Genomic DNA, 17,316 nt, shown 5'->3' with positions numbered 1-17,316 from the left:
ACCGTGATACAGCGTTTGCGTTTTTCATTCGTCGTGATGTTGCTGGCCTTGCTGGCGTTGGCAGGGTGCCAGAGCGCGCCACCCAAAGGGCTGAGCGCCGAACAGATCGCCGTACTCAAGCGTGAAGGTTTCGCCCCTACCGAGGAAGGCTGGGCATTCGACTTGTCGGGCAAGGTGCTGTTCGGCAGCGACCTGGACAGCCTCAATGCCCCGAGCCAGGCGATCGTCGAGCGGATCGGCAAGGCTTTGCTGGGCGTGGGTATCCAAAGCGTGCGTGTTGATGGCCACGCCGATGCTTCGGGCAAGGCCGCCTACAACCAGCAGTTGTCCGAGCGACGCGCGCAGAGTGTGGCCAAGGCGTTGATCGATGTTGGCATGCAGGCGCAGAACATTCATACCCGTGGGCTGGGCAGCACGCAGCCGGTGGCGGACAACCGCACCAGCGCCGGGCGGACCGAGAACCGACGGGTGTCGATTGTGGTGGCGTCTTACTGATAGTTCCGGTCTAGCGCACTGTTTGTGATAGCGGACTTGCTCTGACAAGAAGTTGTGGTGGGGCTTACAGGTGCCAGCCTTGAGTTCTGTGGCGCCTGTGATATCGAGCGCCGCCCGCGCGGCGCATCGCGGGCAAGCCCCACATGGATCCGCGATCCCCTGTGGGAGCGGGCGTGCCCGCGAAGAGGCCAGACCAGCTAGCACATCACTTGAGCCTCAGTGCAAAAGTCCGAGGCCCAGTAGGCATCCGGACCTGGATCAACGCCGATTCGAGCAACGCCCGCAGCGTTTCCAGCTCATGCATCGAGGTCATCATCAGGATCGACGCCGGTGACTTGGGCTGCAGCAGCAACGCCTGGGTGATGGGTGGCGGGCCGCTAGAGGCCCCGTCAATCCTGAGCAAAGCGCATGTCGCGCGTCTCACCCATCAACAACGGCGCATTCGCCTCGGTCACCCCGCGGATGTAATCCCACAACAAGGTAATCCGCTTCAACTTCCTCAAATCTTCCCGGCAATACATCCAGAATTGCCGCGTCACCTCGATCTCCTCCGGCAACACCGTCACCAGCCGCGCATCCTGCGCCGCCAGGAAGCACGGCAAGATCGCCAACCCACGCCCCTGCAGCGCCGCCGTGTACTGGGCTATGACGCTGGTGCTGCGCAAATGCGCATTGGCGTTGGGAATCAGGTTGGCCAGGTACAGCAGCTCCGAACTGAACGCCAGGTCGTCGACATAACTGATGAACGGGTGGCTCACCAGGTCGCTGACCTGGCGGATCGGTGCATGGCTGTCCAGGTAGTCCTGGGTCGCATAAAGCCGCAATCGGTAGTCACACAGCTTGCAGCATACATAGGGCCCATGCTCCGGCCGCTCCAGGGCGATGACGATATCTGCCTCGCGCTTGGACAGGCTGATGAAGTGCGGCAGCGGCAGGATATCTACCGAGATCGCCGGGTAGGCATCGACGAAATGGCTCAACTGCGGGGTGACGAAAAAACTGCCAAAGCCTTCGGTGCACCCCATGCGCACATGCCCCGAGAGCGCCACGCCGGAGCCGGAAACCTGTTCGCAGGCCATGTGCAAGGTGCTCTCGATCGACTCCGCGTAGCCCAGCAGGCGTTGCCCCTCGGCTGTCAGGACAAAGCCGTTGGTGCGTGACTTTTCGAACAGCAGCGTGCCCATCGCCCCCTCCAGCGAGCTGATGCGCCGCGATACCGTGGTGTAGTCGACGGCCAGGCGTTTGGCCGCGCTGCTGGCTTTGCGCGTGCGCGCCACTTCAATGAAGAACTTCAGATCGTCCCAGTTCAGCGCACTGAGGGAGGTCAGGTCTTTTTGCATGTTGATCCGGTTTTTTTGTGCGTTCTTGTTGGATGTTTGCACATCTATACTCGAAAAAAGCCCCAAGGCGCCACCTCGCGTTTGCCCGGCGCTGGCGATCTCGTCCTGACAATAATTCCAAGGAGAACGCAGATGAACGCACCACAGTCCCCTGACAAGACCAAGGTCGAGCAGGTCAAGCTGCTGATCGACGGCCAGTGGGTCGAGTCGAAAACCAGCGAATGGCGCGACATCGTCAACCCGGCCACCCAAGAAGTGCTGGCGCGGGTACCGTTCGCCACCGTCGAAGAAGTGGATGCCGCCGTGGCTGCCGGCCAGCGCGCCTTCAAGACCTGGCGTGACACCCCGATCGGTGCACGCATGCGCATCATGCTCAAGCTGCAGGCGCTGATCCGCGAACACACCAAACGCATCGCCCAGGTGCTCAGCGCCGAGCAGGGCAAGACCCTTGCCGACGCCGAAGGCGATATCTTCCGCGGCCTGGAAGTGGTCGAGCACGCGGCTTCCATCGGTACTCTGCAGATGGGCGAATTCGCCGAGAACGTCGCCAGTGGCGTGGATACCTACACCCTGCGCCAGCCGATCGGTGTGTGCGCTGGCATCACCCCGTTCAACTTCCCGGCGATGATCCCGCTGTGGATGTTCCCGATGGCCATCGTCTGCGGCAACACCTTCGTCCTCAAGCCTTCCGAGCAGGACCCGCTGTCGACCATGCTGCTGGTCGAGCTGGCGCTGGAGGCCGGTGTACCGGCGGGCGTACTCAACGTGGTGCACGGCGGCAAGCAAGTGGTAGATGCGATCTGCACCCACCAGGACATCAAGGCGATTTCCTTCGTCGGCTCGACCGAAGTCGGCACCCACGTGTACAACCTGGCCAGCCAGCACGGCAAGCGTGTGCAGTCGATGATGGGCGCGAAGAATCACGCCGTGGTGCTGCCAGACGCCAACCGCACGCAAACCGTCAACGCCCTGGTCGGTGCCGCCTTCGGCGCAGCAGGCCAGCGCTGCATGGCTACCTCGGTGGCGGTGCTGGTGGGCAAGGCGCGTGAGTGGCTGCCGGACATCAAGGACGCGGCGAGCAAGCTCAAGGTGAACGCCGGTTGCGAGCCGGGCACGGATGTAGGCCCGGTGGTTTCCAAGCGTGCCAAGGAGCGTGTGCTGGGCCTGATCGAAAGCGGCATCCGGGAAGGTGCCAAGCTCGAACTCGATGGCCGTGGCGTGAAGGTGCCGGGCTACGAGCAAGGCAACTTCGTCGGCCCGACCCTGTTCTCCGGGGTGAAGACCGACATGCAGGTGTACACCCAGGAAATCTTCGGCCCGGTGCTGGTGACCCTGGAAGTCGACACTCTCGACGAAGCCATTGCCCTGGTCAACGCCAACCCATTCGGCAACGGTACCGGCCTGTTCACCCAGAGCGGCGCGGCGGCGCGCAAGTTCCAGAGCGAGATCGACGTCGGCCAGGTGGGTATCAACATCCCGATTCCGGTACCGGTACCGTTCTTCAGCTTCACCGGCTCGCGCGGCTCCAAGCTCGGTGACCTCGGCCCGTACGGCAAGCAGGTGGTGCAGTTCTACACTCAGACCAAGACCGTCACCGCCCGCTGGTTCGATGACGACAGCGTCAACGACGGTGTGAATACCACCATCAGCCTGCGCTAAGGAGCACGCCATGCGTATCGCATTCATCGGCCTGGGCAACATGGGCGCGCCCATGGCCCGCAACCTGATCAAGGCCGGGCACCAGTTGAACCTGTTTGACCTGAACAAGACCGTGCTGGCCGAGCTCGCTGAGCTGGGCGGGCAGGTCAGCGCCTCGCCGAAGGACGCGGCGGCCAGCAGCGAGCTGGTGATCACCATGCTGCCGGCGGCCGCACATGTGCGCGCCGTGTACCTCAACGAAGACGACGGCGTGCTGGCGGGCATCCGCCCAGGCACGCCGACCCTGGATTGCAGCACCATCGACCCGCAGACCGCGCGTGAGGTGTCCAAGGCGGCCGCCGCCAAAGGTGTGGACATGGGCGATGCGCCGGTGTCTGGTGGCACGGGTGGCGCCGCGGCGGGCACGCTGACCTTCATGGTCGGCGCCAGCGCAGAACTGTTCGCCACGCTCAAGCCGGTGCTGGAGCAGATGGGCCGCAACATCGTGCACTGCGGTGAGGTCGGTACCGGGCAGATCGCCAAGATCTGCAACAACCTGCTGCTGGGCATCTCGATGATCGGCGTGTCCGAGGCCATGGCCCTGGGCAATGCACTGGGCATCGACACCAAGGTGCTGGCGGGGATCATCAACAGCTCGACCGGGCGTTGCTGGAGTTCCGATACCTACAACCCGTGGCCGGGCATCATCGAAACTGCACCTGCCTCGCGTGGGTATACCGGTGGGTTTGGTGCCGAACTGATGCTCAAGGACCTGGGGCTGGCCACCGAGGCTGCGCGCCAGGCACACCAGCCGGTGATCCTCGGTGCCGTCGCCCAGCAGCTGTACCAGGCCATGAGCCTGCGCGGGGAAGGCGGCAAGGACTTTTCGGCGATCGTCGAGGGGTACCGCAAGAAGGATTGATTGTGGGAGCGGGCGTGCCCGCGAAGCAGACGACTCGTTGCCCGCCACCGGCTACGCCGGTGTTCGCGGGCATGCCCGCTCCCACAGAGATTGGTGTCGCTTGATGGATCAGGCGAAGACGAAGTACTTGCGCACGGTCTCGACCACTTCCCAGGTGCCTTTCATCCCCGGTTCGATCACGAACACATCACCCGCCTTCAGGTGCTTCGGCTCTTCGCCTTCCGGGGTGATGATGCAGTAGCCATCGAGGAAGTGGCAGAACTCCCACTTCTCGTAGTTGACCTCGAACTTGCCCGGGGTGCAGATCCAGGTGCCCATGATCTTGCTGCCGTCGGCCGACAGGTAGGCGTTGAGGTTGACGGTGTGCGGATCGCCGCCGATGCGCTTCCACTTGGTGGCGTCCACGACCGGCGTCGGGCAGGTTTCGCGCAGGACGGTGATGAAATCGGACATGGCACAACTCCTGGTGACTGGCTGGATGACTTGTCACCATAGGGCCATCCGCCGAGCCGCAGTTGCCTGGGCTCGACGTCCAGCTGCCTGCCCGCGCTATGCCAGGGTGTTGACCTCGACGGTGATGTGGGCCAGTTCCTCATGCACGCCCAGCGCCTGGCGCACGCTGTCGGCGCTCAATGCGGCCTGGGTGGCCAGGCTGAGGATGCACGCGTACTGGTCCTTGCCCACGCGCCACACGTGCAGGTCGGTGATGGTGGCGGGCACCGGCAGTTCGGCGACCACTTCGCGGATCTCCTCGACCACCGGCGCATCCATCTCGGCATCCAGCAATACCCGGCCGGTATCGCGCAGCAGGCCGCGAGCCCAGAGCGCCACCAGCACCGCACCGACCAGGCCCATCACCGGGTCGAGCCAGCTGGCGCCCCATAACTTGCCGGCCAGCAGGGCGACGATCGCCAGTACCGAGGTGGCGGCGTCGGCAATCACATGCAGGTAGGCCGAGCGCAGGTTCAGGTCGTGATGATGGTGATGACCGTGGTCATGATGATGGTCATGGCCATGACCGTGGTGGTGATGATCGTGGTCGTCACGCAGCAGCCAGGCGCAGATCAGGTTCACGGCCAGGCCGATCACGGCGATGAAGATCGCCTCGTCATAATGGATCGACCCCGGCGTCAGCAGGCGCTCGGCCGACTGGAAGGCCATCAGCCCGGCCACGCCGAGCAGCAGCAGGGCGCTGGAGTAGCCGCCGAGGATCTCGATCTTCCAGGTGCCAAAAGCGAAGCGTTGGTCCTTGGCATAACGACGCGCGGCAGCGTAGGCCAGCAGCGACAGGCCCAGGGCCAGGGCATGCGAGCTCATGTGCCAGCCGTCGGCGAGCAGGGCCATGGAGTTGAAGAACCAGCCCCCGGCGATTTCCGCCACCATCATGATCGCTGTCAGCCACACGGCCAGGCGTGTCTTGCGCTCGGCACCGAGGTTGCTGGTGTGGAACTGGTGGCTGTGCTGCCAGCGGCCTGAGGTTTGTGTTGCCATGGTTTATCATGCTCCCGGAACGTCGAGAAATATACTATACCCCAGTATACCTAGCATGGTGTGAAAGCATATGGCACATACGATCAAGAGTAAGAAGCAGCTGCTGACCCGCGTGCGCAAGATCAAAGGCCAGGCCGCAGCACTGGAGACCGCGCTGGAGCAGGACAAGGACTGCCTGGCGATCCTTCAGCAGATCGCAGCCGTGCGCGGCGCGGTGAACGGGCTGATGGCCGAGGTGATGGAAGGGCACATCCGCGAACACCTGGTGGCGGAAGGGCTGAGCGCCGAGGAACGGCAGGAAGAGGCGGACAAGGTGGCGGCGTTGTTGCGGTCTTATCTGAAGTGATACCCCCTGGGGGTATACGGTAGGAATGTAGGTTCCTACAGAGCTATAAGTTGAAGCCTACTGGGTGATCTGAACCATCCGCTGGTCGCCGAAAGTGTGCATAGTGTGTACTGCGCTTCGTTTTGGTCAATTCGGTGTGTATCATACACATCGGCTGCCGAAGGAAGGGTGAATGCGCAGTCGTGAAGTGATCCAGCTCATTGAGGCGGATGGGTGGTATGAAGTCGAGGTGAAGGGCAGCCATCACCAGTTCAGGCATCCGTTCAAGAAGGGGAGGGTGACAGTTCCTCATCCCAAAAGCGATCTGCCTAAAGGCACCGTGCACAGCATCTTGAAACAAGCTGGCTTGAAGCAGTCCAGTGGCTTCGTCAGCGCGAACATCAGTGGAGACGCGCAATGAAATTTCCGGTCGTATTGCACAAGGACGCCGATTCGGACTACGGCGTGACCGTTCCCGATGTTCCTGGCTGCTTCTCTGCCGGAGGGACTGTCGCTCAAGCACTGGAGAACGTTCAGGAGGCGCTGGCGCTTCATTTTGAGGGCTTGGTTGCCGATAACGAGGCGCTACCGCAAGCACAGGAAGTCGATGTACATGTGGCGAATCCTGATTTTGCCGGTGGGGTCTGGGCTGTCGTTGATTTCGATATAACGCCATATCTGGGGAAGGCCGTGCGGTTCAATGCAACACTGCCGGAAAACCTGCTGCAGCGGATCGACGAAAAAGTGAAGCGTGATCATCGGTATGCCTCCCGTTCCGGATTTCTCGCCTCGGCTGCACTGCGAGAGCTGGCGCTCATGCACTGAACAACGAGTCGGCTTTGGAATTCATCACTTGTGGAGGTGGTGAATCGGGGCGCCGAAACCGCCGCAAATACGTCAGCCCAGGCGACGTTGAACGTTCACGCTGGCATCAATCGCTCGACCAACCCCGCCGCATAGCCCGGTAACCTGGCAAAATCCCGGGCACATAACAGCAACCGCCGGTTCGCCCAATCCTCTCGCAGCGCCACCCAGTGCATCGGCAACACCCCGTTCCAGCGCTGCACCGATGCCAGGGGCACCACGCCGACACCGGCACCACCGGCGACCATGCGAATCACCCCGTCAAACCCTTCGGCCCGCACCCGTACCTGCATGCGGTGGCCTTCGCGCAGGGCCTGTTCCTCCAGGTATAGCGCCAGGGCGCTGTTCGCCCCCAGCCCGACATGGCCGTGGGCAAGGCAATCGACGAAGCTCGGGGCGGGCGCTGCGGCGAGGGGATGATCCAGCGGAGTCACCAGCACCAGCGGATCATCGCGAAAGGGCAGGGTCTGCAGATGCGCGCTGGGCGCGGCGGTGGAAATGATGCCCAGATCAGCCATGCCTTGGGTGATCGATTGCACGATGCGCAGGCTCGGTAGTTCCTGCACATCGATGCTGATCCCGGGGTTATCGGCAAGGTAGCTGGCCAGCAACTCCGGCAGGTACTCGGTCAGCGCCGCCGTGTTGCACAACAGCCGCACCTGGCCTTGCTGGCCGCGCGCATAGTGGGCCAGGTCGAACTGCAGGCGTTCGACCTGCTGGCCGATCAGTCGCGCATGCTGCAGCAGCGCCTGCCCGGCGGGTGTCGGCTGCACGCCACGGCGATTGCGCTCGAGCAAAGGTGTGCCAAGCGAGGCCTCCATCGCGCGGATACGTGCGCTGGCCGCTGGCAGCGACAGATGGCTGCGGCGGGCGCCGGCGGTGATGTTGCCGCATTCGGCGGTGTGCTGGAAAAGCCGGAGGTCGATCAGGTCGAAATGCATCTGCCTCTGTCCTGGCAAGAGTCTGGCTGAGTATATGGCAGATTTTCAGCCCAACTGCGGCAAGCCATCATCGCACCCATGAATACCTTGACCGCTTTCTACTACACCATTGGCCCGGCACTGACGTTGCTGGTGATCATCACCTTCCTGCTGGCCGGTGCCGTCAAAGGCGTGATCGGCCTCGGCCTGCCGACCATCGCCATGGGCTTGTTGGGGCTGGCTATGTCTCCGACGCAGGCTGCTGCGCTGTTGATCGTGCCTTCGACGCTTACCAACCTCTGGCAACTTGCGGCTGGCGGGCATCTGCTCGCGCTGCTGCGAAGGCTCGGGCCAATGCTGGCGATGATATTCCTCGGTACGTTGCTTGGCAGTGCCTGGCTGGGCATCAACAACGGGCCATGGGCAGTGCAGGCGTTGGGGGCGGCGTTGGTGATCTACGCGCTGTACGGTCTGGCAGGCCCGGCCTTGCGGGTAGCGCCGGAGCGGGAAGGGTGGCTGGGACCGGTCTGTGGACTGGTGACCGGTGTGGTCACTGCGGCTACTGGCGTGTTCGTGATGCCCGCGGTGCCTTACCTGCAAAGCCTGGGCTTGAGCCGCGACGAAATGGTGCAGGCGCTGGGCCTGTCGTTCACGGTCTCGACCCTGGCGCTGGCCCTTGGCCTGGCCGGGCAGGATGCCTTGGGTGGGCAAGCGCTGGGGGCTTCGCTGCTGATGCTGGCGCCGGCCCTTTTGGGCATGTTCGCCGGGCAGTGGCTGCGCCAGCGTATCAGCGCAGCGCTGTTCAAGCGCTGCTTCTTCATCGGCCTGGCCGCGTTGGGCGGCCACCTGCTGATCAACGGTTAGCGGACGAGGCGCTGAGCATGACGATCGGCTGGATGTCGAAATCGCGCTCCAGGTAATCCATGCGCTTTTCGAAGAACTCGACCATGTGCGGCAGTGCCGAGTGCACGTCCAGCGCTGCCTTGTCGGCCCACACTTCATAGAACACGAACAGGGTTGGGTCCTGCTGGTCGCGCAGCATGTGGTATTCGATGCAGCCTGGTTCCTGGCGGCTGGGCTCGACGTAGGCACGGAACAGGGTCTCGAATGCTGCGGCCATTTCCGGACGGGTCTTGGCCTTAAGGATGAATGCGTGCTGCTCGCTCATGGATCGTACTCACAGATAATTGGAGAATCGATTCTACGGCAATAATTAAGTTGTGATTCGTGACTTCAGGTCAATTGTATTTTGACCGCCAACTGCTGTATCCCGCGCCCGTCAGCCATTACTGTGCCGGTCATCCATCAAATGACTCGAGGCCCAGCATGAAAAAGATCCTTCTGCTCAATGGCGGCAAACAATTCGCCCACTCTGACGGTCGTCTCAACCAGACCCTGCACGATGCCGCGCTGGCGCATCTGGACCGTGCCGGTTTCGATGTGCAGCACACCTTCATCGACGGTGGCTACGACGCTCAGGTCGAAGTCGAGAAATTCCTCTGGGCCGATGTGATCATCTATCAGATGCCAGGCTGGTGGATGGGCGCACCGTGGACCGTGAAGAAGTACATCGACGATGTTTTCACCGCTGGCCACGGCAGCCTCTACGCCAATGATGGCCGTACCCGCTCCGACCACTCGCAGAAGTACGGCAGCGGTGGCCTGGTGCACGGCAAGCAATACATGCTGTCGTTGACCTGGAATGCACCACAGCAAGCGTTCGATGACCCGAGCGACTTCTTCGAGGGCAAGGGTGTCGATGCGGTGTATTTCCCGTTCCACAAAGCCAACCAGTTCCTGGGTATGACCGGGCTGCCAACCTTCCTTGCGGTGGATGTGATGAAGCGCCCGGATGTGCCGGCAGCCTTGGCGGCCTACGAGGCTCATCTGGACAAGGTCTTCGGCAAGGCTATCTAATCCCTGCACGGACCCGACACAGGCGCTCAAGTGAAAACCCGCTCCGAAGAACTCCAGATATTCGTCGCCGTCATCGACTGCGGCTCAATCTCCGCCGCTGCCGAGCAGATGGGCCAGACCCCGTCGGCGGTCAGCCGCACCCTGTCGCGCCTGGAGGCCAAGCTCGGCACCACCTTGGTCAACCGCACCACCCGGCGCATGGACCTCACCGAGGAGGGCCGCTTCTTCCTCGAACGCTCGCGCCTGGTGCTGCAGCAGATGGACGAGATGGAGGAGCGCCTGTCGATGAATCGCCAGACGCCGTCCGGGCGCCTGCGCATCAACGCCGCGGCGCCGTTCATGCTGCACGCCATCCTGCCGTGGATCGGCGAGTTCCGCCGCCAGTACCCCGGCATCGAGCTGGAGCTCAACACCGACGACCTGATCATCGACCTGCTGGAACAGAGCACCGACGTGGCCATCCGCATCGGTGACCTTGCCGACTCCAGCCTGCATGCCCGCTCGCTCGGTTGCAGCCCGATACAGGTGCTGGCAAGCCCGGAATACCTGGAGCGACACGGTACGCCGAAAAACGTCGAAGACCTGAACGGTCACTGCCTGCTCGGCTTTAGCCAGCCTGAATCGTTGAACCAGTGGCCGTTGCGCCACGCCCAGGGTGACCGCTGGGGCATCCGCCCGGCACTGATCGCCTCCAGCGGCGAGACCCTGCGCCAACTGGCGCTGGCCGGGGAGGGCATCGTCGCCCTGTCGCATTTCATGACCCACGAAGACATCCGCGCCGGCCGCCTCAAGGTACTGCTGAGCGAGGCCAACAATGGCTACCGCCAGCCGATCCACGCGGTGTACTACCGCAACACCCAGCTGGCCCTGCGGATTCAATGCTTCCTTGATTTCATCCAGCGCAAGTTGGCCATGTACGCCTGCTGAGTTGCCTGATCGCGACAGGTCCTGTCCACAGGCGGCGAAACTTCCTGCGTTTGATTGCACAGTCACAGCGCTTCGGCCTTACTGACTGCTCAACAAAAACAACACCAAGGAAGTGTCATGCGTATTGTCCCGTTCCAGTACCTGGCTCTGGCAGCCGCGATCCTGAGCTGTTCCTCGACTTACGCCGCCACGTTGGAAGGCGGCGCTGTAGCCGCCCCCGATCAATATGGTGCACAGGTTGCAGCCGACATCCTCAAGAAGGGCGGCAACGCGGTGGACGCGGCCGTGGCCACGGCCTTCACCCTGGCGGTGACCTACCCCGAGGCGGGTAACATCGGTGGCGGTGGCTTCATGACCCTGTTCGTCGACGGCAAGCCGTACTTCCTCGACTACCGCGAAGTGGCGCCCAAGGCTGCCTCACGCAACATGTACCTGGACGACAAGGGCGAAGTCATCGAGAACCTGAGCCTGGTCGGCGTGCGCGCCGCAGGCGTGCCTGGCACGGTGATGGGCCTGTGGGAAGCCCACCAGAAGTTCGGCAAGCTGCCCTGGAGCGAGCTGCTGACCCCGGCCATCGGCTATGCCAAAAACGGCTTCAAGGTCGCCGAGAAGCAGTACCAGTACCGCAACGATGCCCAGGGCATGTTCAAGACCGCGACCAACTTCAACGACTATTTCGGCAACATGAAGGTCGGTGAACTGTTCAAGCAGCCGGAAATGGCCAAGACCCTCGAGCGCATTGCCGACAAGGGCGTGAGCGAGTTCTACCAAGGCAAGACTGCCGACCTGCTGGTGGCGCAGATGCAGGCCGACAAGGGCTTGATCACCAAGGAAGACCTGAAGGACTACAAAGCCGTGTGGCGCGAACCGATCGCCATCAGCTGGCGCGGCAATGTGGTCTACACCGCGCCACCACCAAGCTCCGGCGGCGTGGCCCTGGCCCAGCTGCTGGGCATCAAGGAAGACCGCGTGGCGGACTTCAAGGGTGTTGCGCACAACTCGGCGCAGTACATCCATCTGCTATCGGAGATTGAAAAACGTGTGTTCGCCGACCGTGCCGACTACCTCGGCGACCCGGCGTTCACCAAAGTGCCGGTCGACCAGTTGGTGGCCAAGGACTACCTGGCCAAGCGCGCCGCCCAGGTCAACCCGAAGGCCATTTCCGAAACCGACAAGGTCAAGCCAGGCCTGGAGCCACACCAGACCACGCACTTCTCGATCGTCGACAAGCAGGGCAATGCGGTCAGCAATACCTACACCCTCAACCTCGATTACGGCAGCGGCGTGGTGGTCAAGGGCGCAGGCTTCCTGCTCAACGACGAGATGGACGATTTCAGCGCCAAGCCTGGCGCCGCGAATGCCTTTGGGGTGGTTGGCGGTGACGCCAACGCCATCGAACCGGGCAAGCGCATGCTGTCGTCGATGAGCCCGAGCCTGATGACCCGCGATGGCAAGGTCGAGCTGGTGATCGGTACGCCGGGCGGTTCGCGGATCTTTACCTCCATCTTCCAGGTGATGAACAACCTGTACGACTACGGCATGCCGCTGGAGAAGGCCGTGGCGGCGCAGCGTGTGCACCATCAGTTGCTGCCCAAGGACACCATCTACTTCGACAGCTACGCGCCCCTGACCGGGCCGGTGGCTGAAGAGCTGAAGAAGATGGGCTATGTGCTGGAGGATCAGGGCTGGGAGATGGGCGATATCCAGGCGATCCGGGTCAACGGCGCGCAGCTTGAGACCGCTTCGGATCCGCGTGGGCGCGGGGTGGGGATGATCGTCAAGTAACTCTGCATAGGCAGTGGGGGCCTCTTCGCGGGCACGCCCGCTCCCACAGGTACAGCGCAGGTTTCGAATCTTGCGCCGTACCTGTGGGAGCGGGCGTGCCCGCGAATGGTCTCCAGTCAGACGCGGAACTGGCTGACCAGCATCTGCAGGTGACCGCCCAGGCGCGCCAGCTCGACGCTGGACGCTGCGGTCTCATCACTGGCTGCCGCGGTCTGTTCCGACACATCGCGCACATTCAGGATGCTGCGGCTGATCTCTTCTGCCACCGCGCTCTGCTGCTCGGCCGCCGCTGCGATCTGCTGGTTCATCGACTGGATGCTCGACACCGTGCCGGTGATGTTCTCCAGCGACGCACCTGCCTTTCGCGCCAGCTCGACACTGCTGTCGGTCAGGGTGCGGCTGCCCTGCATGGCATTGGCCACCTGCTGGGTGCCGTGCTGCAGGCTGGCCACCAACTCCTCGATCTCTTCGGTGGACTTCTGCGTGCGCTGGGCCAGGCCACGCACTTCGTCGGCGACCACGGCGAAACCACGGCCGGCTTCACCGGCTCGGGCCGCTTCGATCGCGGCGTTGAGCGCCAGCAGGTTGGTCTGCTCGGCCACCGACTTGATCACGTCCATCACGCTGCCGATCTTCTGGCTTTCCTGTTGCAGCAGGTTCATGGCCTCGGTGGAGCGGTGCACTTCTTCGGCCAGGCGTTCGATCTGGCTGATCGCCTCGCCGACCACGCGGTCACCGGCACGCGCTTCGTCATCGGCGCCGGTCGCGGCATGGGAAGCCTGCTCGGCGTTGCGCGCCACTTCCTGAACGGTGGCGGCCATTTCGTGCATGGCGGTGGCGACCTGGTCGGTCTCGACCTTCTGGCTGTTGGCACCGGCGCTGGTCTGCTCGGTCACCGCCGACAACTCTTCGGCGGCGCTGGCAATCTGAGTGACGCCGTCACGGATGCCGCTGATCAGTTCGCGCAGGGTCGTCCCCATGCGCGCAATGCCTTGTTGCAGCACGCCGATTTCATCGCGACGGGTAACGCGCAGGTCGTGGGTCAGGTCGCCACTGGCAATGCGTTCCACGGCTTGCAGGGTATCGCGCAGCGGGCGGGTGATCTCGCGAGTGATGACCACTGCAGCAATGACGCCAGCCAGCAGCGCCAGCAGCGTGGCGATGGTCTGCAGGCTGCGGGCCTGGGTGCTTTCTGCGTCGCGACGCTCCAGCTGGATGTTGTACAGCGCGTCGCTGCGCTTGACGATATCGGCGCCTTGCACGGTCATCTCGGCGCGGGCAACGGTGATGTCGGCAACCGCATCGCGGAACTGGCGCACGGCATCGCGGTAGGCCTGCACCGATTGCTCGAACTGCTGGACACGGGCGGCTTCAGCTGGCAACTGGCGCTTGAGGTTGTCGATATCGGCCAGGGCGCCTTCCAGCTGGCGCAGGGCGGTCTGCTCGTTGGCGGCACTGTTGTCGGCAATGTAACCGCGCACGTCGATACGCACCTGCAGCAGTTGCTGGCGCGCCTTGCTGATCAGTTGGTACTGGGCCAGGCGCACACTGTCTGGCTCGGGGCGGGACATGACGTCCTGGCTGAGGACTTCCATGGCCTCATCGGCCCTTGCCGCCGACACGTTCATTGCATCACGGGCGGCCAGCGAACTTTTGTAGCCGGCGCGCATCTTGTTCAGCGATACCTTGTACTCGCTGATGGTCTGCCCCAGCTCCTTGAGCAGCACGACGTTGGCCGGGCTGGTGAAGGTGGTGACCAGGTATTGCTGCTGCTTGCTGAAGGCGTCGAGCTTGGCCTGGGTGTTGGCAGCGGCGGCGTCATCGCCATTGGCGATCATGTACTGCAGACGCGCGATGCGCAGGTCGGTCAGATCCTTGTTGAGCTGACCGATGTCACCCATCCAGTTGCTGCGGTCAATCAGACTGCCCAGGCTGGTCCAGCCGGTCAGGGCCAGCAGGCCGGTTAGAACCAGCACCAGGCCGAAGCCCAGGCCGAGTTTGAGGTTGACGCTGATGTTGGCAAACCAGCTGTTCATGCACGCTCTCCAGAAAATTCATTCGCTCACTTGATCATCAATCGCAGGGCGTTGTTGTTCTGGGGCCCGCTGATTCGTGCAGGTGTTATCGGCACGGCACAGCGAAAGCTGAATCGCTTTTTCAGCTGATTTGCAATATCGAGAAAACGTTTGCCTTTTGGAGATCGCTGAGGGCCGCAAAGCGGCCCCCCAGGCTCTCAAAGGCTACGCGCGCTGAAAGTATCGCAGCTGTTCACATTCCCTTGGGCAAACCCGGCCTTGAACCAGCGCACCCGCTGCGCCGAGGTGCCATGGGTGAAGGAGTCGGGCACCACGCGCCCCTGACCTTGCTGTTGCAGCCGGTCATCACCAATGGCATTGGCGGCATTCAGCGCCTCTTCAACATCACCCGGCTCCAGCCAGTTCAGCCGCTTCTGCGCCTGATACGCCCAAACGCCGGCCAGGCAGTCGGCCTGCAGTTCCTGGCGCACCAGCAGGCCATTGTCGCCTTCCAGGCGCTGGCCACTGCGCCGCGCGGCATCGACCTTGGCCGACACCCCGAGCAGGGTCTGCACGTGGTGGCCGATCTCGTGGGCGATCACGTAGGCCTGGGCGAAGTCGCCGGCCGCCGCGAAGCGGGTTTCCATTTCACGGAAGAACGACATGTCCAGGTAGACCCGCTGATCCGCCGGGCAGTAGAACGGCCCGACTGCCGCAGACGCAAAACCGCAGGCCGAATTGACCTGGCCGCTGAACAACACCAGCTTGGGATCACGGTACTGCTTGCCCGCTTGGGCGAACAGGGCCTTCCAGGTGTCTTCCGTATCGCCCAGGATCGAGGCGACGAACTGCGCCTGTTCGTCATTGGCCGGCGGTGCCTTGCCGCCAGCGCCACTGGGGGCTGCCTGCTGTTGCTGTTGTTCCATCTGCCCGGCGAGCTGGCCAAGAATCTGCAGCGGGTCCTGGCCGGTCAGCCAGCCGATGCCGACAATCAGCAGCACAGCGCCAAGCCCCAGCCCCTTGCCGCCGCCAAAGCGCATGCCGCCGCCGCCACCTTCGCCGCGAGCATCGACCACGTTGTCGCTGCGCCGGCCTTTTCGCCATTCCATGAAGAGCTCTCCAGAGCGTGAAACATGGGGATAAAGATTAGATCACCACAGCCAAAGCCACTAATACATAACCGTTTGGTTATGTAATTGGCGGGTGATTTCATTATCCATCCCTCGCTACCTGCCTGAAACTGCAAGTCCGCCTGCCGTGTACAGGCGTTTTCATAATTCCAAGAGAGGAATCCGGCATGCCTGCCCAGGACAACAGCCGCTTCGTGATCCGTGATCGCAACTGGCACCCCAAGGCCCTGACGCCCGACTACAAGACTTCCGTTGCCCGCTCGCCGCGCCAGGCACTGGTCAGCATCCCACAGTCGATCAGCGAAACCACCGGCCCGGACTTTTCCCACCTGGGCTTCGGTGCCCACGACCATGACCTGCTGCTGAACTTCAACAACGGTGGCTTGCCGATCGGCGAGCGCATCATCGTTGCCGGCCGCGTCGTCGACCAGTACGGCAAGCCTGTGCCGAACACCCTGGTGGAGATGTGGCAAGCCAACGCCGGTGGCCGCTATCGCCACAAGAACGACCGTTACCTGGCGCCGCTGGACCCGAATTTCGGTGGCGTCGGCCGTTGCCTGACCGACCGCGACGGCTACTACAGCTTCCGCACCATCAAGCCGGGCCCGTACCCTTGGCGCAACGGGCCGAATGACTGGCGCCCGGCGCACATCCATTTCGGCATCAGCGGCCCGTCGATCGCCACCAAGCTGATCACCCAGCTGTATTTCGAAGGTGATCCGCTGATCCCGATGTGCCCGATCGTCAAGTCGATCGCCAACCCTGAAGCCGTCCAGCAGTTGATCGCCAAGCTCGACATGAGCAACGCCAACCCGATGGACTGCCTGGCGTACCGCTTCGATATCGTGCTGCGTGGCCAGCGCAAGACCCACTTCGAAAACTGCTGAGGATCCCGCCATGCCAATCGAACTGCTGCCGGAAACCCCATCGCAGACTGCCGGCCCCTACGTGCACATCGGCCTGGCCCTGGAAGCGGCCGGCAACCCGACCCGCGACCAGGAAATCTGGAACCGCCTGGCCAAGCCGGACGCTCCGGGCGAGCACATCGTGCTGATCGGCCATGTGTATGACGGCAACGGCCACCTGGTGCGTGATTCGTTCCTGGAACTGTGGCAGGCCGACGCCAACGGTCAGTATCAGGATGCCTATAACCTGGAAAACGTCTTCAACAGCTTCGGCCGCACCGCCACCACCTTCGATGCCGGTGAGTGGACCGTGCATACGGTCAAGCCGGGTGTGGTGAACAATGCTGCAGGCGTGCCAATGGCGCCGCATATCAACATCAGCCTGTTCGCCCGGGGGATCAACATCCATCTGCACACGCGGCTGTACTTCGACGACGAGGCCGAGGCCAATGCCAAATGCCCGGTGCTCAACCTGATCGAGCAGCCGCAACGTCGTGAGACCTTGATTGCCAAGCGTTGCGAGGTGGACGGGAAAACGGCGTATCGCTTCGATATCCGCATTCAGGGAGAAGGGGAGACGGTGTTCTTCGACTTCTGAGTCAAAGTTCGGGGCCGCTGTGCGGCCCTTCGCGGGCAAGCCCG

At 62.9% G+C, this 17,316-nt stretch carries 19 protein-coding genes; 12 read left to right on the top strand and 7 right to left on the bottom strand.

All coding sequences use genetic code 11. The annotated features are described in order from the left end of the window. The first annotated feature begins 3 nt into the window (after positions 1-3). Positions 4-495, top strand: a complete 492-nt coding sequence (locus APH33_RS20405; protein WP_054886896.1) for an OmpA family protein — start codon at positions 4-6, stop codon at positions 493-495. A 389-nt stretch (positions 496-884) separates the two neighbouring features. Here the strand turns inward: APH33_RS20405 and APH33_RS20395 are convergent, their stop codons facing one another. Then, positions 885-1,835: a LysR family transcriptional regulator gene (locus tag APH33_RS20395; RefSeq protein ID WP_054886894.1), complete on the bottom strand. Its 951-nt coding sequence runs from the start codon at positions 1,833-1,835 to the stop codon at positions 885-887. A gap of 132 nt (positions 1,836-1,967) precedes the next feature. Between APH33_RS20395 and APH33_RS20390 the strand changes: the two genes are divergently transcribed. Continuing rightward, entirely contained in the window at positions 1,968-3,494 is a 1,527-nt protein-coding gene (locus APH33_RS20390) for a CoA-acylating methylmalonate-semialdehyde dehydrogenase (protein WP_054886893.1), read from the top strand. A 10-nt stretch (positions 3,495-3,504) separates the two neighbouring features. After that, on the top strand, positions 3,505-4,395 hold the full coding sequence (gene mmsB / locus APH33_RS20385) for a 3-hydroxyisobutyrate dehydrogenase (RefSeq protein WP_054886892.1): 891 nt from the start codon (positions 3,505-3,507) through the stop codon (positions 4,393-4,395). Between the two features lie 108 nt (positions 4,396-4,503). Here the strand turns inward: mmsB and APH33_RS20380 are convergent, their stop codons facing one another. Next, positions 4,504-4,848 carry a cupin domain-containing protein gene (locus APH33_RS20380; RefSeq protein WP_003258412.1) on the bottom strand — a complete coding sequence of 115 codons (345 nt, stop codon included), beginning with the start codon at positions 4,846-4,848 and terminating at the stop codon, positions 4,504-4,506. A gap of 96 nt (positions 4,849-4,944) precedes the next feature. After that, positions 4,945-5,886, bottom strand: coding sequence for a CDF family Co(II)/Ni(II) efflux transporter DmeF (gene dmeF, locus APH33_RS20375; RefSeq protein ID WP_054886891.1), 942 nt, complete (start codon positions 5,884-5,886; stop codon positions 4,945-4,947). Between the two features lie 70 nt (positions 5,887-5,956). On the opposite strand from dmeF, the gene APH33_RS20370 reads away from it, so the two are divergent. From APH33_RS20370 to APH33_RS20360, 3 genes are all read left to right on the top strand, one after another. Further along, a complete protein-coding gene (locus APH33_RS20370) occupies positions 5,957-6,232 on the top strand; it encodes a metal/formaldehyde-sensitive transcriptional repressor (RefSeq protein ID WP_054886890.1) in 276 nt (91 codons plus the stop codon). Positions 6,233-6,404: 172 nt separating this feature from the next. Continuing rightward, positions 6,405-6,632 (top strand): type II toxin-antitoxin system HicA family toxin, encoded by a 228-nt coding sequence (locus APH33_RS20365; protein WP_054886889.1) that lies wholly within the window; start codon positions 6,405-6,407, stop codon positions 6,630-6,632. Further along, on the top strand, positions 6,629-7,036 hold the full coding sequence (locus APH33_RS20360) for a type II toxin-antitoxin system HicB family antitoxin (protein WP_054886888.1): 408 nt from the start codon (positions 6,629-6,631) through the stop codon (positions 7,034-7,036). Before APH33_RS20365 ends, APH33_RS20360 begins: the two co-directional genes overlap by 4 nt. A gap of 95 nt (positions 7,037-7,131) precedes the next feature. Here APH33_RS20360 and APH33_RS20355 read toward each other — a convergent pair whose 3' ends face one another. After that, positions 7,132-8,016: a LysR substrate-binding domain-containing protein gene (locus APH33_RS20355; RefSeq protein WP_054886887.1), complete on the bottom strand. Its 885-nt coding sequence runs from the start codon at positions 8,014-8,016 to the stop codon at positions 7,132-7,134. Positions 8,017-8,094: 78 nt separating this feature from the next. On the opposite strand from APH33_RS20355, the gene APH33_RS20350 reads away from it, so the two are divergent. After that, complete coding sequence (locus APH33_RS20350; protein WP_054886886.1) at positions 8,095-8,859, top strand: sulfite exporter TauE/SafE family protein; 765 nt, start codon at positions 8,095-8,097, stop codon at positions 8,857-8,859. On the opposite strand, the gene APH33_RS20345 is transcribed toward APH33_RS20350, so the two are convergent. Further along, a complete protein-coding gene (locus tag APH33_RS20345; RefSeq protein ID WP_054886885.1) occupies positions 8,849-9,163 on the bottom strand; it encodes a putative quinol monooxygenase in 315 nt (104 codons plus the stop codon). The genes APH33_RS20350 and APH33_RS20345 overlap by 11 nt on opposite strands. A gap of 158 nt (positions 9,164-9,321) precedes the next feature. Between APH33_RS20345 and APH33_RS20340 the strand changes: the two genes are divergently transcribed. The 3 genes from APH33_RS20340 (at position 9,322) to ggt (ending at position 12,624) form a co-directional block, all read left to right on the top strand. After that, the gene (locus tag APH33_RS20340) at positions 9,322-9,912 is read left to right on the top strand and encodes an NAD(P)H-dependent oxidoreductase (protein ID WP_054886884.1); all 591 of its coding nucleotides are present in this window, start codon (positions 9,322-9,324) and stop codon (positions 9,910-9,912) included. 30 nt (positions 9,913-9,942) lie between these two features. After that, entirely contained in the window at positions 9,943-10,839 is an 897-nt protein-coding gene (locus tag APH33_RS20335) for a LysR family transcriptional regulator (RefSeq protein ID WP_054886883.1), read from the top strand. A 117-nt stretch (positions 10,840-10,956) separates the two neighbouring features. Then, complete coding sequence (gene ggt, locus APH33_RS20330; protein WP_054886882.1) at positions 10,957-12,624, top strand: gamma-glutamyltransferase; 1,668 nt, start codon at positions 10,957-10,959, stop codon at positions 12,622-12,624. A gap of 116 nt (positions 12,625-12,740) precedes the next feature. On the opposite strand, the gene APH33_RS20325 is transcribed toward ggt, so the two are convergent. Next, positions 12,741-14,660, bottom strand: a complete 1,920-nt coding sequence (locus APH33_RS20325; RefSeq protein WP_054886881.1) for a methyl-accepting chemotaxis protein — start codon at positions 14,658-14,660, stop codon at positions 12,741-12,743. 197 nt (positions 14,661-14,857) lie between these two features. Continuing rightward, entirely contained in the window at positions 14,858-15,748 is an 891-nt protein-coding gene (locus APH33_RS20320; RefSeq protein WP_054886880.1) for a neutral zinc metallopeptidase, read from the bottom strand. A 188-nt stretch (positions 15,749-15,936) separates the two neighbouring features. On the opposite strand from APH33_RS20320, the gene pcaH reads away from it, so the two are divergent. Continuing rightward, positions 15,937-16,656, top strand: coding sequence for a protocatechuate 3,4-dioxygenase subunit beta (pcaH, locus tag APH33_RS20315; RefSeq protein ID WP_054886879.1), 720 nt, complete (start codon positions 15,937-15,939; stop codon positions 16,654-16,656). Between the two features lie 10 nt (positions 16,657-16,666). Beyond that, positions 16,667-17,272 carry a protocatechuate 3,4-dioxygenase subunit alpha gene (gene pcaG, locus APH33_RS20310; RefSeq protein ID WP_054886878.1) on the top strand — a complete coding sequence of 202 codons (606 nt, stop codon included), beginning with the start codon at positions 16,667-16,669 and terminating at the stop codon, positions 17,270-17,272. Positions 17,273-17,316 lie beyond the last annotated feature (44 nt).

It is taken from the genome of Pseudomonas sp. NBRC 111130, assembly GCF_001320485.1.
Taxonomy (GTDB): Bacteria; Pseudomonadota; Gammaproteobacteria; order Pseudomonadales; family Pseudomonadaceae; genus Aquipseudomonas; species Aquipseudomonas vlassakiae.
The sequence above is the reverse complement of the archived record's forward strand: the minus strand, read 5'-3'. Positions and strand labels throughout refer to the sequence as shown.

Coding starts and splice junctions, on each gene's coding strand:
- dmeF (WP_054886891.1), bottom strand. CDS start 5,886: ATGGCAACACAAACCTCAGGCCGCTGGCAGCACAGCCACCAGTTCCAC.
- APH33_RS20320 (WP_054886880.1), bottom strand. CDS start 15,748: ATGGAATGGCGAAAAGGCCGGCGCAGCGACAACGTGGTCGATGCTCGC.
- pcaG (WP_054886878.1), top strand. CDS start 16,667: ATGCCAATCGAACTGCTGCCGGAAACCCCATCGCAGACTGCCGGCCCC.
- APH33_RS20340 (WP_054886884.1), top strand. CDS start 9,322: ATGAAAAAGATCCTTCTGCTCAATGGCGGCAAACAATTCGCCCACTCT.
- ggt (WP_054886882.1), top strand. CDS start 10,957: ATGCGTATTGTCCCGTTCCAGTACCTGGCTCTGGCAGCCGCGATCCTG.
- APH33_RS20345 (WP_054886885.1), bottom strand. CDS start 9,163: ATGAGCGAGCAGCACGCATTCATCCTTAAGGCCAAGACCCGTCCGGAA.
- APH33_RS20395 (WP_054886894.1), bottom strand. CDS start 1,835: ATGCAAAAAGACCTGACCTCCCTCAGTGCGCTGAACTGGGACGATCTG.
- APH33_RS20370 (WP_054886890.1), top strand. CDS start 5,957: ATGGCACATACGATCAAGAGTAAGAAGCAGCTGCTGACCCGCGTGCGC.
- pcaH (WP_054886879.1), top strand. CDS start 15,937: ATGCCTGCCCAGGACAACAGCCGCTTCGTGATCCGTGATCGCAACTGG.
- APH33_RS20380 (WP_003258412.1), bottom strand. CDS start 4,848: ATGTCCGATTTCATCACCGTCCTGCGCGAAACCTGCCCGACGCCGGTC.
- mmsB (WP_054886892.1), top strand. CDS start 3,505: ATGCGTATCGCATTCATCGGCCTGGGCAACATGGGCGCGCCCATGGCC.
- APH33_RS20365 (WP_054886889.1), top strand. CDS start 6,405: ATGCGCAGTCGTGAAGTGATCCAGCTCATTGAGGCGGATGGGTGGTAT.
- APH33_RS20355 (WP_054886887.1), bottom strand. CDS start 8,016: ATGCATTTCGACCTGATCGACCTCCGGCTTTTCCAGCACACCGCCGAA.
- APH33_RS20390 (WP_054886893.1), top strand. CDS start 1,968: ATGAACGCACCACAGTCCCCTGACAAGACCAAGGTCGAGCAGGTCAAG.
- APH33_RS20350 (WP_054886886.1), top strand. CDS start 8,095: ATGAATACCTTGACCGCTTTCTACTACACCATTGGCCCGGCACTGACG.
- APH33_RS20325 (WP_054886881.1), bottom strand. CDS start 14,660: ATGAACAGCTGGTTTGCCAACATCAGCGTCAACCTCAAACTCGGCCTG.
- APH33_RS20360 (WP_054886888.1), top strand. CDS start 6,629: ATGAAATTTCCGGTCGTATTGCACAAGGACGCCGATTCGGACTACGGC.